General features: G+C 58.9%; 14 protein-coding genes. 13 read left to right on the top strand and 1 reads right to left on the bottom strand.

Annotated features, from left to right (window positions below):
* Positions 1-7 precede the first annotated feature (7 nt).
* The 12 genes from GGD50_RS23920 to GGD50_RS23975 all read left to right on the top strand — a co-directional run bounded on the left by GGD50_RS23920 (position 8) and on the right by GGD50_RS23975 (position 12894).
* Positions 8-1624: a ribulokinase gene (locus tag GGD50_RS23920; RefSeq protein WP_004129717.1), complete on the top strand. Its 1617-nt coding sequence runs from the start codon at positions 8-10 to the stop codon at positions 1622-1624.
* 43 nt (positions 1625-1667) lie between these two features.
* A complete protein-coding gene (locus tag GGD50_RS23925; RefSeq protein ID WP_013984691.1) occupies positions 1668-2585 on the top strand; it encodes a LysR substrate-binding domain-containing protein in 918 nt (305 codons plus the stop codon).
* A 423-nt stretch (positions 2586-3008) separates the two neighbouring features.
* Positions 3009-3692 (top strand): GntR family transcriptional regulator, encoded by a 684-nt coding sequence (locus GGD50_RS23930; RefSeq protein WP_013984692.1) that lies wholly within the window; start codon positions 3009-3011, stop codon positions 3690-3692.
* Between the two features lie 88 nt (positions 3693-3780).
* Complete coding sequence (locus GGD50_RS23935) at positions 3781-4668, top strand: NAD(P)-dependent oxidoreductase (RefSeq protein WP_037155965.1); 888 nt, start codon at positions 3781-3783, stop codon at positions 4666-4668.
* 91 nt (positions 4669-4759) lie between these two features.
* Complete coding sequence (locus GGD50_RS23940; RefSeq protein WP_004129705.1) at positions 4760-5188, top strand: carboxymuconolactone decarboxylase family protein; 429 nt, start codon at positions 4760-4762, stop codon at positions 5186-5188.
* Between the two features lie 79 nt (positions 5189-5267).
* Positions 5268-5651: a hypothetical protein gene (locus GGD50_RS23945; protein ID WP_004129699.1), complete on the top strand. Its 384-nt coding sequence runs from the start codon at positions 5268-5270 to the stop codon at positions 5649-5651.
* On the top strand, positions 5648-6544 hold the full coding sequence (locus GGD50_RS23950; RefSeq protein WP_004129697.1) for an alpha/beta fold hydrolase: 897 nt from the start codon (positions 5648-5650) through the stop codon (positions 6542-6544). The genes GGD50_RS23945 and GGD50_RS23950 overlap by 4 nt, the downstream gene beginning before the upstream one ends.
* A 25-nt stretch (positions 6545-6569) precedes the next feature.
* Positions 6570-7736 (top strand): ABC transporter substrate-binding protein, encoded by a 1167-nt coding sequence (locus tag GGD50_RS23955; protein WP_004129694.1) that lies wholly within the window; start codon positions 6570-6572, stop codon positions 7734-7736.
* A 90-nt stretch (positions 7737-7826) separates the two neighbouring features.
* Positions 7827-9380 carry a sugar ABC transporter ATP-binding protein gene (locus tag GGD50_RS23960; RefSeq protein WP_037155962.1) on the top strand — a complete coding sequence of 518 codons (1554 nt, stop codon included), beginning with the start codon at positions 7827-7829 and terminating at the stop codon, positions 9378-9380.
* A complete protein-coding gene (locus tag GGD50_RS23965) occupies positions 9377-10351 on the top strand; it encodes an ABC transporter permease (protein ID WP_004129689.1) in 975 nt (324 codons plus the stop codon). Before GGD50_RS23960 ends, GGD50_RS23965 begins: the two co-directional genes overlap by 4 nt.
* A 12-nt stretch (positions 10352-10363) precedes the next feature.
* Entirely contained in the window at positions 10364-11383 is a 1020-nt protein-coding gene (locus GGD50_RS23970; RefSeq protein ID WP_004129685.1) for an ABC transporter permease, read from the top strand.
* Positions 11384-11406: 23 nt separating this feature from the next.
* Positions 11407-12894, top strand: coding sequence for an NAD-dependent succinate-semialdehyde dehydrogenase (locus tag GGD50_RS23975; protein ID WP_004129672.1), 1488 nt, complete (start codon positions 11407-11409; stop codon positions 12892-12894).
* 766 nt (positions 12895-13660) lie between these two features.
* Here the strand turns inward: GGD50_RS23975 and GGD50_RS23980 are convergent.
* Entirely contained in the window at positions 13661-14767 is a 1107-nt protein-coding gene (locus GGD50_RS23980; protein ID WP_004129670.1) for an NAD(P)-dependent alcohol dehydrogenase, read from the bottom strand.
* A gap of 662 nt (positions 14768-15429) precedes the next feature.
* On the opposite strand from GGD50_RS23980, the gene GGD50_RS23985 reads away from it, so the two are divergent.
* Positions 15430-16518 carry an ABC transporter substrate-binding protein gene (locus GGD50_RS23985; RefSeq protein ID WP_004129668.1) on the top strand — a complete coding sequence of 363 codons (1089 nt, stop codon included), beginning with the start codon at positions 15430-15432 and terminating at the stop codon, positions 16516-16518.
* Positions 16519-16537: the final 19 nt, after the last annotated feature.

Raw genomic sequence — 16537 nt, forward strand, 5'->3', positions numbered from 1 at the left:
GATTATCATGTCGATTGTAGCAGGAGTTGATTTCGGAACTTTGAGCGTGCGGGTAACGCTGGCTGATTCCGAGAAGGGTTCCCTTGGAACCTGCGTCGCGGAATATCCTCTCGAGCGGCGTCGTTCCGATCCCGACCTGGCAACGCAGTCCCACGTAGATCATATGGAAGCGCTTGTGCTGGCGATGCATCGAGTGATCGACGAATGCGGCGTAGATTCCAAGGAGATCCGTGCGATTGCGGTCGACACGACGGGGTCCTCGGTGTTGCCTGTCGACAAAAATATGCAGCCTTTGGGGGACTACTACCTCTGGTGTGATCACCGCGCCAAAGCGGAAGCCGAAGAGATAACGGCGATGGCGCACGACATGCACATTGAAGCAATTGAATGGTGCGGCGGAACCTATTCCCACGAGTGGGGCTTTGCCAAGCTTCTCCACTGGATGCGCCACAATCCCGACCAGCGCGAGCGCTTTGGGACCGCCGTGGAACATTGCGACATGGCGGCCGCGGTCCTCACCGGAGTGACCGACACGGCTCGCATGGTGCGCAGCGTCTGCGCCATGGGACACAAGTGGATGTGGAACCCGAAATGGGGTGGCTTGCCCTCGCAGGCTTTCTTGTCCCGCGTCGATCCGCTTTTCGACGGCGTGCGCGAGAAGATTGGCGGAACATATCAGACCTCTGCTTCGATCGCAGGTGGGCTCAGCACATACTGGGGCGAACGACTCGGCCTGACCCCCGGGATACCAGTTCCCACGGGTGCGTTTGATGCCCATTGGGATGCAATTGGCGCTGGCTGCCGTCTGGGGGACGTCGTCAATGTGATCGGTACGTCGACCTGTATCATTGCCGTTAGTGAACGTGTGAAGCTAATCCCCGGTGTTTGCGGCGTCGTCCCAGGGAGTGCACATCCAGACCTTGTCGGAGTTGAGGCAGGCCTGTCTGCGACAGGCGACCTGTTCGATGCAATAGCACGACGTGCCGGCACGACGGTGTCCAGGCTCGCTGAAGGCCTGGAAAGCATCGAAGGCGGAAAGACCGGTCTGATGCGTCTCCCCTGGGACAACGGGGACCGGACGGTTCTCGTCCGCTCCGACCTTGGTGGAATGACGCTTGGCTGGCATCTCGGCCATACAGCGCAGGACGAACTGTATGCCGCGATTGAAGGTACGGCTTTCCACACACGGGTTGTCCTGGAGCGGATGGAGCAGCACGGCGTTCCAGTCAACCGCGTCATTAATGGGGGAGGTATCCCGCAAAGGAACGACATCCTCAACCAGATCTACGCCAATGTTATAGGCAAGCCCATATTGGTCCCCGACGGTATTCCGACCGGTCTCGGTTCGGGAATATTCGCCGCTCTTGCATCCAAAGATCATGGATCAATCGAGAGCGCTCAGGCAGCCATGTGCGTGGGCTACAGAAAGTTTGAGCCTGATCCGAGCACGCGCGGACGTTATGAGACCCTCTATCAGCTGTTCAAGCAGGTCTATATGGGCTTTGGCACCTCGAGCCTCGCAAACTTCTCGCAAGTTCTCGGAGACATCAAGCGGATTGCTGCAGGTGAGAGTATTCGGTCCGAGTTTGGCCACCGTGCCGCGCGCAAGGTAGCATTGCTATGACCCGCTGTGCTCTTAGATCAGATGTCTATGGATCGAGAACGTGATGACGTCACTTCCATCCATTCGTGCAATACAGTCGTTCGTCGCAGCCGGCAGAAAGGGTTCATTTCTCGAGGCTGCTGCTCAGCTGCAGCTTACTCCGTCGGCGATCAGCCACCAAATCAGGCTGATGGAAGACGACCTTGGGGAAAAACTCTTTCACCGCATTGGAAGGAACGTGTCGCTCACCGAGATTGGCGAGCGATACCACCGTGATCTTTCAGAAGCGCTTTCGATGATTGAGCAGGCGACCGATGAGGTGTGCCGGCGCAACAGCGTCGACGTCCTGAGCGTCGGCTGTGCTTCAAGTCTGGCTTCGCTATGGCTTATGCCAAGATTGCCTCGGTTCGAAGAATTGTATCCCTCGATCGAAATCAGGCTTCTGTCTACATCGGATCCTGCAAAATTGTCCGATGGCTCGGTCGATGTCGATATCTGCTACGGCAGCGCTCCTCGACTGGGCTCTATCGCGGCGGAGGAGTTCCCCCTTGAGACAATCGTCGTAGCCTGCTCTCCCGAGGTGGCGAATGGCGAGCGGCCCATACGCAAGCCATCGGATCTGGTGGGCCACACCTTAATCAAGTCGGAGCAGACGCTTTACAGCTGGCAACAATGGGCGAAGGACCACGGCTTGGCGATTGACGTCAATCGCGGCGCTCGATTTCGCGATGCGTTTATGGCGATTGCGACCGCTGTCGAAGGACGCGGCGTGTGCCTGGAGAGCTACCGGCTTCTTGAACGGGATGTGGAAAGAGGTAACCTCGTCCTTCCGTTCGGGATGACAGGCCCCAACCTTCGTTGCCACACGCTCACATATGTCCGCTCGCGGCTCAGATCAGAAAAGGTCAACGCGTTCAAGCAATGGCTCGAAAACGTATGGCTTGAAGACACTGCCTCGGCTGAAATGCGGGCGCGAGGCTGATCGAACCTCTGACGGGCAGCAAGATCGTCCGGCGTTCTTTGAAACGCCGAGACAGCAATATGCGTGATGCCCAACCTTCTCTTAGCCATGCCTCGAGATTTTTTGAAGTTTTTGCGATTGCGAGGCGAGCGGCCACCGAGCACGATATGCGCCGTCTACTGTCCTTCTCACCAGTCTCTGCGCTGACGACTTCAAGGCCATAGCTGTAGGACCGTGTCAGATCGCGCTCCCGGCGGCGCTATCCGCGAGTTAAGAGCCCGCAAGTCTATGGCTGTCAGACACGACGAGCAGGCAAAGCTGTCGCGAAGAGATCAACTGAGACTGGCAGCTCTCAGACAATCTGGATTGATATTAAGAGCGAATGCCTCCATATGTAGAGAATGATTTAGCGCGGCGTGAGCCGATTACAGGTGTTGGCGGGCGATGCAGACGGACCTACAGATATCCAGACAAAGTGCGACTTTGCGCGTAAAAGTTGAGGAGACTCTGCGTCAGGCGATAGCCAGTGGGCGATTTAAGCCCGGCCAGCGACTGGTAGAGCGAGAACTTTGCGAAATGCTGGGCGTCGGCAGGACCTCGGTTCGCGAGGCAATGCGACAGCTCGAAGCTGAAGGCATCATCACAAGCTATCCCCATAAGGGGCCGGTCGTCAGTACGATCACTTACGAGGAAGCGCAGCAACTCTATACTGTTCGGGCTCTTCTTGAAGGATTCGCGGGTCAGCAGTTCGCTGAGCATGGCACTGCCGCGGACATAGCGAAACTTCAAGCCGCAGTGGTCGAATTCGAAGCCGCTGCCGAAAGTGGCGTCGGTGCGCGCCTCATAGATGCGAAAAACGCGTTTTACAACTGTTTGATGGACGGCAGCAAAAACGTGTTCGTAAGGCAAATGCTGACAGCTCTGCATAATCGGATAAATCTCCTTCGAATGACAACCATGACGCAACCGGGACGGCTTGCGCATAGCATTGCCGAAATTAGGGATATTGCGAACGCAATCCAGAATCGCAACGGGCCGTTGGCGGCGGCGGCCTGCAAATTCCATATCGACCAGGCTGCCAAGGTCGCACTTGAATACCTCCGGAAGAACGCAGCGCCAGAAACTTAAAATTTCGATTGACAGATTGTCTGATAATCTTTTTAATCCTCTCTGAAGGAAGGCGGGTTTCATTGCTCGCACGCGTCCGGAGGAAAAAATGCCATCGACACTCAACGCAACGCGCGTGGCCTTTATAGGGCTGGGCGCGATGGGCCAACCTATGGCTCAACATCTCATTTCGGCGGGCTTCGATGTCGTCGGTTTCGACCTCTCGGAAGACGCCAAGATAAAGCTCGCTGATGCGGGCGGGCGAGCCGCCGAAACGATTTCTGACGCCATGGTCGGGGCCAGTTTCGTGATCACCATGCTTCCGAACGGCAAGATCGTGCGCGAGGCGCTGCTGGCCGAAAACGCCTGTGGCGGCCTGAAGCAGAATGCCGTCGTCATAGACATGAGTTCGTCTGCTCCAAACGACACAAGGGAACTCGGTCTCGAACTTGCTTCTCGTGGCCTTCGGCTGGTTGACGCCCCGGTCTCCGGAGGCGTCAAGCGCGCCGTTTCCGGCACCTTGACAATCATGGCCGGTGGGGAGGATGCTGATATCGAGGAGGCCGAGCCGCTGCTGAAGGCAGTGGGACAACAGGTGTTCCGGACGGGGCCAGTTGGCTCGGGTCACGCGATGAAAGCGATTAACAACTTCGTATCCGGTGCAGGTGTGCTGGCGGCGATCGAGGGTGTCCTTCTTGGACGTGCCTTCGGCCTGGAGCCGGCGACGATCGTCGATATTCTCAACTCGTCGTCTGGAAAGAACAACGCCACCGAAGTGAAGATGAAGCAGTTCATCCTCTCTGAGACGTTCGGGTCGGGATTTGCCATTGGCCTGATGGCCAAGGATATCCGCATCGCCGCCGATCTCGCCAAGACGCTTGGTCTTCGCCTCGATGCTCTCGCCAGCACGGCAGACGCCTGGGATGCTGCACAGAAGGCGCTAGGCCCATCCGAGGACCACACCCGCATCATCCGATACGTCGAAGATCACAACTAGCCCCGGAAACTCGCGAATTCGGGCGAAACAGACAGATTGTCGGACAATCAGTTGATCTTGTCATAGACAGTAAAGCTAGGAGCGTTGTCGAATGACCGCCACGAAAGAAACGAAAGTGAAAACACACGGCAAGGAGCGGCCTGTCCCTTCGAAACAGTTCGCTCAAGGGCTGGCGACGCGTCGTGAAGTCATGGGCGATGCCTATGTCGACGCAGCACTCGGTAAGGCGACCGACTTCACCTGGCCTATGCAGCAGCTCGTCACTGAGTATTGCTGGAACGAGATCTGGAATCGACCAGGCCTCGACAGGCGCGCGCGGTCCATTCTGAACCTTGGCATGATCTCCGTTCTCAATCGTCCGCATGAGCTCAAGGGGCACGTGCGCGGCGCGATCAACAACGGCCTCACCAAGGAGGAAATCCAGGAGATTTTCCTGCAGGTCGCGATCTACGCCGGCGTACCGGCGGGCATCGACAGCTTCCGAAACGCCCAGGAGGTCTTCAACGAAATGGGCATCTGAAGCCGCCGCCGCTGGGCGTGGCGGAAAATTTTGAAAGGCGTGGATCGGCCGCGCCGTTTTAACCAGGGAGGAGCCGAACTTGGCCATCGATCTCGAGAAGTTCAAAAAACTGGCGCTGGAGGACTTCGAGTTCAAGCGCGAAACCCGTTATCTCAACGGCATTATCAAATGCGATTTTCCTAGCCGCAGCGTCGCACTCCACTTCGAAGACGGCAAGATGGTGAAGGTCGAAGAAGCCGCCTACGACGACGAGAAGTGCAAGATCGTCATCCGGGGCACGGGTGAACAGTGGGACGCGCTTCTCCAGAAGAAGCCGCGGCCGTTTTATCAGTGCCTGCAGTCGTCAAACATCAAACACGGTCTGTTCCTTAGCAACAATAACGAAACCTTCGCGTATCTCCCTGCGCTCAATCGCATGACGAACCTGATGCGCGAAGCCCGCCCGGAAGGAGTAGCAGCATGACCAGGCATGATCCAATCACGGGCCGTTACGTCTACCTGACGATCGAAGGCATCGAATATCGCGTCTATTACGAGGAAGCCGGAGAGGGCATTCCCTTGCTTGTCGGTCATACGGCGGGCTCCGACGGCCGCCAGTACCGCCACACGCTCTGCGACGAAGACGTGACCAAGAACTTCCGCGTCATCGCGTTCGACTTGCCCTATCACGGGAAGTCTCTTCCTCCACACGGCGTTCGCTGGTGGGAGAAAGAGTACAACATGACCAAGAAGTTCATGATGGATTTCCAACTGGAACTCTCTAAAGCCCTTGGTCTGGACCGCCCCGTTTATATGGGTAGCTCGATGGGCGGACATCTTGCTATCGATCTGGCGTCGAATTACCCCGACAACTTCCGCGCTACCATCTCCGTCGAAGGGGCACTGCGCTCGGCTGCCGAATATGTCGATGTCGGCATGGCAGGCATTCGGAAAGAATTCGACAACCCAAACGTGAACCGCACCTCCATCGGCGCGGCCATGATGCTCAATATCTCGCCCTACTCACCAGAAGCCAATGTCCGCGAAATCCAGTGGGAATATAGCTGCGGCGGTCCGGGCGTCTTCGCAGGTGACCTCTATTACTACTACTACGACCACAATGTCTCACCCGAAGAGGCGAGCAAGATCGATACGTCGAAGTGCATGCTGTACTTCCTGACGGGCGAATACGATCCGAATACCTCCCCGGCCGACACCAAGATCGCCGCCGATCTCGTCAAGGGCAGCAAGTTCTGGACGATGGAGAAGCTCGGTCATTTCCCGGTCACCGAAGACTACACCGAGTTCAGAAAATACCTGCTGCCGATCCTCGAGGAAATCCGGCAGGCATCCGCAACCAGGGCGAAAGTCGCCTGAAACAATCTCTTGGGAGGAGCATCCAATGAGACGGAGTTTAACCGGAACCATGGGGGCGCTGATCGCGGTCAGCGCCCTGACGACCACGGCCTGGGCTGACGGCGTCGACCAGCTCCCCGCCAACGAGAAGAAAATCTACGAGGTCGTCGACCCGCAGGTTCCGCTCGGAGCGAGTGCCTACAAGGACTTCAAACCGAAGAAGGGACCGCCCTGGAAGATCGGCTACGCCAGTAGCTATGCCGGCAATACGTGGCGCGCAGCGGCCCTCGATGCCGTCATGAATGACCTCTTGCCGCGCTCCAAAAAAGCGGGGCTCGTATCTGAAGTCGTGGTCACCCAGTCCGACCTCAAGGACGCCGTCCAGATCCAGCAGATGCGCCAGATGGTTGATGATGGTGTTGATGCCATCATCATCTGCTGCTCGAACGTCACCGCTCTCAACCAGACGATTGAGTACGCCTATAAGGCAGGCGTTCCTGTCTTCTCGTTTTCAGGATACGTGACGTCGCCTTACGCGATCAACGGCGCTGCCAATCACGCGCAGGGCGGGGGCCAGATGGCCACCTGGCTCGCAGACAAGATCGGCAAGAAAGGCAACGTGCTTCTCGTGTCGGGCATCCCTGGCTTCGCCTCATCCGACAGCTTCGACAAGGCCGCCAAAGACGCGCTGGCAAAGTATCCCGACATCAAGATTGTCGGCGAAGTGGCTGGCAAGTGGACCGACCAGGTAGCACAGGTCGAGGTGCAGAAATTTCTGGCGACGAACCCCATCCAGATTGACGGTATTCTGACACAGGGCGCGCAGGAGAACGGCGTGTTGAACGCCATGCTCCAGTCGGGCCGCGACATGGTGCCGATTACGCTGGGCGGCGAGGCTTCGGCGGCATGTTACTGGCGCAAGAATCCGGAATGGATTGATGCCGGCTTCCATATCTGGCCGCCGCGCCGCGAGATGCAGCAGATGTGGGAGATCATGCTCCGCACGCTCGAAGGGCAGGGGCCAAAGGTGCAGTCCTTCCTGCGCCCAGTCCTGCCGTTCACAATCGATGACGTTCGCGCTGCGATCCCCGAGGATTGCGATTTGAACTCGACTGATTTCGTCGAACCGAAGGCGGACGGATGGTTCCCAAGTGCGATTGCCGACCAGTACTTCGAGCGTCCTGCCGATCCCTGGAAGCCGGTAGCCCAGTAAGCCGGATCCGCCCGGTGGCTTAACCGCCGGGCGGGACCTTGGATGATCGTAAAAGCCGCCTTGGCGGACGTTGCGGGTGGGAGGTCTGCGATGGGCAGCGAGATAACAGTCAGAATGATAGATGTCGCCAAGGCGTTCGGGGAGACGAGGGCACTCAAGAAGTGCGACTTCGAGGCCCGCGCCGGAGAGGTGCACGCCATCGTCGGCGAGAACGGCAGCGGCAAGAGCACGATGACCAAGATCATGTCGGGCGTTTTGCATCCGGACGCAGGCAAAGTCACGATCCTGGGTGAAAAGGTTGCCTCGCCCGTCGACGCCAAGCGGGTCGGCCTGACCACCATCTTCCAGGAAGTCCTGGTTGCCGACGAGGCCAGCGTGTTCGAGAACCTCTATGTCGGTCGTGACGGTGTCTTTCGTTCGCAGTCGACCGGCGATCGGCGGACAGAAGCGGCTGAAATCGTGGCGCGGCTCGTCGGAAAACCCGTAGACCTCGATCAGCTGGCAGGCAGCCTCCCACTCAGCATCAAACAGTGGATCGTCATCGCCCGGGCTATCCTTCGCAAGCCGCAGGTGCTGATTCTCGACGAATCTTCGGCCGCGCTCGACCTCGACTCGACCCTCCGGCTCCATGCGGAAATCGACCGCCTTCGTGCCGAGGGCGCGACGATCCTCATCGTCACCCACCGGATCGCCGAACTCGTGCGTATCGCCGACCGTGCGACGATCCTGCGTGATGGGATAACTGTCGGTACGCTCGGAAAGGACGAGATTACCGAGGAAAACCTGCTGTCCATGATGACGCCGGCAGATCGGCGCGCCAGCGATGCGACAGAATACGCCTCCCGAATGAAGGCGCTCTCGGCCCCTCTAATACTAACTGCGACAGGTCTCGCCGCGCACCGGTCGGCGCGCCTGTTCGATTTCGACCTTCCCAAGGGGAGCATCGTCGGCGTAGCCGGGCTTGATGGGCAGGGGCAGGACGCTTTTATCCGCGCCTTGGCCGGCATCATCCAGCCGTTCGGTGGCGAGGTGAAGGTCCGCTCGGTGGATACGGACAAGATGGTCCCGCTGCGATCGCTCGACGATGCTGCAAACCTCGGTGTTTCCTACGTCTCCGGGGACCGCAAGCGCGAGGGTATTTTCCCGCAACAAAGCATCTTCGAAAACCTCGCCATCGGTGTCTACAGGAAGAAGCTCGGCCCCCTGGGTGTAATCCGCAAGCCCACGCTGAAACCGATGTTCAAGCGCGAGGTGGATCGTCTGCGCATCAAGATCGGCAGCCCGTCGAACAGGATCACCTCACTGTCGGGTGGCAACCAACAGAAGGTGCTCATCGGGCGCGCCTTCGCAAACGATCCCCAAGTCATCCTCCTGAATGACCCCGCCCGCGGCGTCGATCTCGGCACCAAGCGCGACCTCTACCGCGAACTCCGCCTGTTTGCTGAAAAAGGCGGCAGTGTCATCTACCTGTCGACTGAGATCGAGGAGTTCATCGGGTTTGCCGATCGCGTCGACGTGTTCTTTGGGGGAACGTTGTTTCGATCCCTGACCGGCGAGGAAATCGCCGAGGCACCAATCCTCGCCGCTATGTTCGGGAAAGCCCGGGACGCTTCCGTTGATTTCGATCTGGAAAGGACCGCATGATGTCTGCAACCGCTTTCCGTCAAGTCACGCAGGACCGCTCGCTGTACGTTCCGGCCGGGCTTTTCCTTGTCCTCCTTTGCGCCGTCGCCTTCCGTGGCCAAGGTCTGTTCACGAACAATGGTCTGGCCGGAGCCATTCTGGTTGCAACGCCGCTGATCCTCACCGCGCTCGCGATAACACCGATCGTCATGGCGGGCCGCGGAGCCGTGGACCTTTCCGTCGGACCGCTGATGGGCTTCATCAACGTCACGCTCATTACGTGGCTGGTCGGCAACGGCATCACGCACCCTGTCGCCATCATTGCCTGGGCGGTGGGATTGGGAGCGGCGTTCCAGTTGGTGCAAGCGCTCGTGATCATCTACGTGCGCGTCGCGCCCATCATCGTCACGCTCTCCGGTTTCCTCGTTCTGTCGGGCGTCAACCTGATGGTCATGTCGCGTCCCGGCGGTGTCGCTCCAGACTGGATGCTAAGCTGGGGCGCGGGAACGAGCGTATTTTCGCCTGTCCTGTTGCTTCTGCTCGGCGCTTTCGCAATCTGGGGCGTCCTGAGGGGCACGATGTTTTACCGCAACCTGCGGATGACAGGCGCTGACGAGCGGATGGCCTATACCAGCGGTGTGCAGGTCGACGTCGTGCGCATCATCGCCCATATGGTCGGCGGCGTTTTTGCCGGGCTCGCCGCATTGAGCTACACCGCGCTGATCTCATCCGGCGACCCGACCCAGGGCAGCACCTACACGCTGCAAGCAGTCACGGCGCTGGTCCTTGGTGGCGCCAGTCTCTCCGGGGGGCGCGGCGGTGCGCTCGGCTCGACGCTCGGCGCGATCAACATGTTCCTCATCTCGTATCTTCTGTCCACTTTCAACTTCGGTACGGTTTCGGGCTTCGTTACGCAAATGGCCTTTGGCCTGATCCTCGTTGGATCACTTCTCGTGAACGTCTTCGTCATCAGCCGCCGCACTGTCGCGTGAGGGAGTAAGGAAATGATCTCCACTGTCTTGAACACAGAAATCGGCGCGGCCCGTGGCGCCAGCCCTTTGCGCAAGCACAAGAGTATTTCGATCGGCTTTTGTCTCCTTGCATGTCTGCTCATTCTTGGAGCGCTGCTCGTGCCGGGCTTCGTGTCGCCGCAGAACGCGCGATCGATCCTCCTGCTCGCCGCCTTCCTGGGGCTGGCGTCTGTCGGGCAGACGCTCTGCGCGCTCGTTGGAGCGCTGGATCTTTCCATCCCATACATCATCGGTGGCGCCAATATCCTGCTTCCAAGCCTCATGGTGGCGGGTCTTCCGGCGCCCGTCGCCATGATCGTCGTGCTCGTCCTTGGCACTTTGGTCGGGGCTTGCAACGGCGCCCTCAGCTTCCGGCTGCAGGGTCAGGCGCTGATCATGTCGCTCGGCCTGGGTTTCGCGGCCGTCGGGGCGGTCCAGATCTACACCTCGCTCGGATCGCAGTTCGGCGGTACCGTCTTTGCGCCCGTCCCCGGATGGCTTCGCAACCTTTCGGCGTTCAACGGCAAGTTCTTCGGTCTGCCGTTTCCACCGGTTATCGTCATATGGGCTTTCATCGCCGTCGCCCTGGGCTGGATAATGCACAACACCTGGTTTGGCCGGAGCCTCTATGCTGTTGGCGGGAGCCGCACGGCCGCCGCCCGCCTCGGAATCTCGGAATTCAAGATCTGGACAGTGATCCACAGCGTCAGCGGGGCGATGTCGGCACTCACCGGAATGCTGCTCCTCGGTTTCTCCGGCGGCGGTTTCGTCGGGGTCGGTGATCCCTATCTGTTCACCACCGTGGCGGCGGTCGTTATCGGCGGAACATCTCTTCTAGGTGGTGCCGGCGGGTATGGAGCGACGGTCCTCGGCGTCCTCGTGCTTACTGTCCTGACCTCGCTTCTCGTCGGCCTGGGGCTCAGTTTCCCGGCACAACAGGCCGTCGTAGGGCTGCTGATCGTCCCCATGGTCGCGATCTACGCCCGCTCACCACACATCCGTAATCAGATTTGAACGTTGCATCGAAAGGAATATCAATGGCTATCTCCACCGCTCTACTGGATCGCCTGAAAGACCCCTCCCTGGTACGCGAGGAAATGCTGGTAGGAGGCGACTGGCGAAAAGAGGGCGCGAGCGGCAAGACGATCCAGGTCCACAATCCCTCGACTGGGGACGTGATTGCGAGCCTCCCGAGCGCAGGACTCCAGGACGTCCGCGAAGCCATCGACGTCGCCAAACTCGCCCAGAAAAAGTGGGCCGCACGATCGGGCAAGGAACGTGCCGGCGTCATGCGGAAGTTCTTCGACCTCGTCACGGCCAACACCGAGGACCTCGCGATCATCCTGACGTCCGAGATGGGCAAGCCTCTGGCCGAGGCACGCGGCGAGATCGCCTACGGCGCTTCCTACATTGAATGGTTCGGGGAAGAAGCCAAGCGTGTTTACGGGGACACCATTCCGGGGCATCAGGCCGACAAGCGCCTAGTAGTCATCAAACAGCCCGTCGGCGTGGTGGCGGCCATCGCGCCCTGGAACTTTCCTTCCGCCATGGTCTGCCGCAAGATCGCCCCGGCGCTGGCATCCGGCTGCGCCATCATCTTCAAGCCGGCCGCCGAAACCCCATTGTCGGCCCTTGCTCTTGCCATCCTCGCTGAGCGTGCGGGAATACCCGGCGGCCTGTTCAGCGTCCTGCCGACAGACAACGCCCGGATGTTCGGTGAAGAAGTCTGCTCGAACCCCGTCGTCAAGAAGCTGACCTTCACAGGGTCTACCGAGGTCGGGCGCATCCTGATGGCGCAGGGCGCACAAAAGATCATGAAGCTCAGCCTCGAACTCGGCGGCAACGCTCCCTTCATCGTCTTCGACGATGCCGACCTCGACGAGGCCGTGGAAGGAGCGATGCTGTCCAAGTTCCGCAATGCCGGCCAGACCTGCGTTTGCGCCAACCGTCTCTACGTCCAGAGCGGGGTTTACGACCGCTTCATAGAAAAACTGGCGGCGCGGGTTTCTGCGCTCAAGGTCCTTGACGGGTTCGAGGATGGAGCCACCATCGGTCCGCTGATCAACGAGGATGCAGTAGCGAAGCTCTACAGCCACATCGATGACGCTGTCGGTAAGGGTGCGAAGGTCGTTGTCGGCGGTGCAAGGGACGAGCGTGGTGGCACCTTCGTCCAGCCGACGCTTCTCTCGGAAGCCACAAAGGAAATGAAGGTCGCACGAGAGGAGACCTTTGCGCCGCTCGCCCCGGTCTTCAGGTTCGAAACGACAGACGAGGTCATTGAACTGGCCAACGACACCGAGTTCGGTCTCGCTGCCTACTTCTACGCCAACGACCTTCGAAATGTCTGGAAGGTTACGGAGGCCCTGGAGTACGGGATGGTCGGCGTCAACACCGGCCTGATCTCGACGGAGGTGGCACCGTTCGGCGGCGTCAAGCAGTCGGGGTTCGGCCGCGAGGGCTCAAAATACGGCATGGATGACTTCCTTTCGATGAAATACGTCTGCATGGGCGGCATACAGTCGTAGTCCAACGGTTGGTGGCGCGTCTTAAGGCTCGCCACCCGCAATGTTTTAGCTGGTCACGGAGGCCCGATGACACATTCTGCAGTAGGCGGGGAAACTCTTGGTCAAGACCGCGCCGACAGCCTTCAAAAAGAGGCGGTCGACCGCGAGCAGGACCCGGCCGATCACGCTGCCCAGGCGAACGTCGAGGGCAGAACGGCAATGGAACGTCGGAACGTGCGGAGAGAGGCAGGCGCTAGACTCACCTTTGTGCTGGGTCTGTCTGCTTAAGGCTCGCGTTGACGCAACGTCTGATGACCCATCTCGATAGTTTCGTAGGTATTTTTCGACGGGACGAGGACAGCGCGCCACCGGCCGCTCGCTGGCAAGATCATCACCGGTTGTCTGGCATTTTCCTGGTGGCACGTTGACGCAAGGCGCACGTGTCGGGACGCTCGTGCCTGCCCGCCCCAGTGCTCTTATGACTAAAGGGCAGCATCAGTTGAACCTCACTTCACATTTGCAGATTCTGCAATGGCTTGCGGCCGTCAACTGCCGCAAGGCCCTGATGCGGCGGTCACAGATCGCCGAGAAACTGCGCCGTCGCAGACTAATATTTTGACCTGGAAGAGCTCACTCTCGTTACCGCGACTTGGTCGCGTTGCAATGATGAAACGGTGTTGCGCCTCACACCTGCGTTCCAGAGTGTCCGGGCGAGACCGTGACGACCACGGCCCCGCCGGACGTTGCCTTGGGAGGCTGACTTCTGGACAATGTTCGTGACGAGAGCTTAGTGCTTCATGCGCAGGATCGGCTTGATGACCTTGCCGCTCTCGGAATCGGCCATTGCCTCGTTGATCTGGTTGAGATCGTAGAACTGGACGAGCTTGTCGAACGGGAACCGTCCCTGCTGCCAGTATTCGATGAGCTCGGGTATGAATTTGGAGGGAATGCTCTGGCCTTCGACCACACCGACGAGCGTACGGCCGAACAGAAAGTTGCCGATATCGACGATCCCTTCCGTTCCGAGTGCGGACGATCCGACCAGTCCACAGGTTCCTGGGGTGCCGAGGCAATCGACCGCTTGGCGAAACACCTTCGGCGAGCTCGTGCATTCGAGACTGAAGTCTGCGCCTTCGGGAATGATTTCCCTGATTGCCTTGACGCTATCCCCATTTCGGGCGTTTATGATGTGGGTTGCACCCAGTTCAATCGCCAGTTCGAGACGTTCATCGTTAAGGTCGATCACGATGATGGTCGAGCATCCGGCGATCTTCGCCGCCATTACGGCTGCCATGCCGACCGCACCCGCGCCGAACACTGCAATGGAAGATCCCGGTTGGGGCTTGAGGCAGTTGAGAACCGCTCCGGCGCCCGTTTGCAGCCCGCAGCCCAGCGGTCCCATGAGTTCGAGCGGAACATCTTTGGAAACCTTGACCGCATTGCGCTCGCTGGCGATGGCGTAGGTGGCGAAAGAAGACTGCTCGAAGAAGCACCCGCTGATCTGGGTACCGTGTGAATCATGTAGCGGGCAACTGCCATCCGGCCGGGTGCCACGGAAATTTCTGCCGAAAAAGTCTTCACAATAATAAGGCGTGCCTCCCCGGCACTTCTCGCATTTCCCGCAATATGCGTAGCTTAGAGCCACGTGGTCACCGGGCGAAAGCCCTTTTACATCGGCCCCGACCACTTCCACGACGCCGGAGCCTTCATGGCCGAGAACCACGGGCTGCGGTACGTCATATCCTTGGTCGCGAACAACCATGTCGGTGTGGCAGACACCGCTCGCCACGATCCGGACGAGGATTTCGTCGGGGCGAGGTTGATCGATCCCGATGCACTCCAGAACAAGAGGCTTTGCCTTTTCGCGCGAAATTGCAGCGTATGCTTCTTTCATAAAATGACTCCTTCAGTGCGCGCTCGGCCGGTGGGTGACACTTGTAGGAGTTAGCAGACAATCAGTCAATTATCTTTAGTGAACGAAATGCTCGCTGGGGCCATGCCAGCGCGCTACACGACACATAAAGAAACAAAGCAATGTAATATCAATTGCTTCCTCAGGGCAATGCGGCCGACTAGATCTTGGTCCGAATTGGGGGCTGTCTGAAAACTGGAATTCACCTGACAGATTGACTGAGTCTGACGTGACGTTCATCGAACGCTCCGGCTGACGGTGGTGCCCATATTTCCTGCCTCGCAGCCTCGTTTTCCGGGCAATGGTAGCGATCATGGCGCCAAACTTCCTTTTCATGAACCTCGCTGGCGAGGCGCGGTCTCCTCTGTTTCCTCTTGCGCGCTCTTGGGGTGAGGTGACGGACGGTTGCTTTGTCTTATTGCTATATCGAACCGAGCCGCAATAAAAGAATAACTAAATCAGCGTGATAACACAGACGACACGTCGAAAAGCCGAAATTCAAGATAGTTTATTGACAGATTGTCTGCTTATTCATAATGATGCGATCTGCCGTTTGGGGAGAATTCGGCGATGGCTGGAAGATAACGGCGCTCCAGGTCGCAGACAAAATGGCCGCGTTGGGTGGCAAGAGGAGGAGACTTCTGATGAAAAGACGTACATTCCTGCAGACGGGCAGTGCCTTGATTGCAGCGGGCGCGTTCGGAATACCGGGCATCCTGCGGGCAGACGATACGATCGCCCTGCTGCCCGACACTTGGCCGTCCGAAGGGGAAAACCCCGTCGTCGAAGCTGGTAAGTTCGCCAAGGCAGGTCCCTGGAAGATCGGTCACAGCCACTATGGCCTGGCCGGTTCAACGCACACCTATCAGACCGCGTTCGAAGCCGAATACGAGATTAGCAGGAACAAGGCCCGTGTCGCCGACTATCAATTCCGAAGCGCCGACCTCAACGCCTCAAAACAGGTCGCCGACATCGAAGATCTGATCGCACAAAAAGTCGATGCAATCATCATTGCGCCGCTTACAACAGGCTCGGCCGTGGAAGGCATCAGGAAGGCAAAGGCCGCCGGCATTCCGACGGTCGTCTATCTCGGTCGCGTCGACACCGAGGATTTCACGGTGCAGGTCCAGGGCGACGACTTCTATTTCGGTCGGGTGATGGCTCAGTTCCTGGTCGACAAACTAGGCAACAAGGGAAAAGTGTGGGTGCTGCGCGGCGTCGCCGGGCATCCGATCGATGCTGATCGTTACGCCGGGGCGATGGAAGTCTTCAGCAAGTCCGGTCTCCAAATCACCTCAACCCAGCACGGCAGCTGGTCCTACGAGGACTCAAAGAAGATCGCCGAAAGCCTCTATCTCTCTGATCCCGATGTCGCCGGGGTCTGGACTGACGGCGCAAATATGTCGCTCGGGGTCCTGGACGCGCTGCAGGAAGCCGGGGCTTCCACCATTCCACCGATCACGGGAGAAGCCCTGAACGGATGGATGCGTCGTTGGAATGATGAAAAGCTCTCTTCGATTGGGCCCATTTGCCCTCCGGCTCTTTCGACGGCAGCCCTGCGGGCGTCCTTCGCGCTTCTCGAAGGCAAGCCGATCCAGCGCAACTGGACCAACCGGCCCAAGCCGATCGTCGACGAAAATCTTGCACAGTTTTACCGCTCCGATCTCACGGACGCTTACTGGGCCCCGACAGAAATGCCGAATGAGAAGCTCCTCGAGTACTTCAAGGCCTGACGCATGGAGGGCGCGGACA

Source organism: Martinezella paranaensis, from assembly GCF_014200235.1.
GTDB classification, from domain to species: domain Bacteria; phylum Pseudomonadota; class Alphaproteobacteria; order Rhizobiales; family Rhizobiaceae; genus Rhizobium; species Rhizobium paranaense.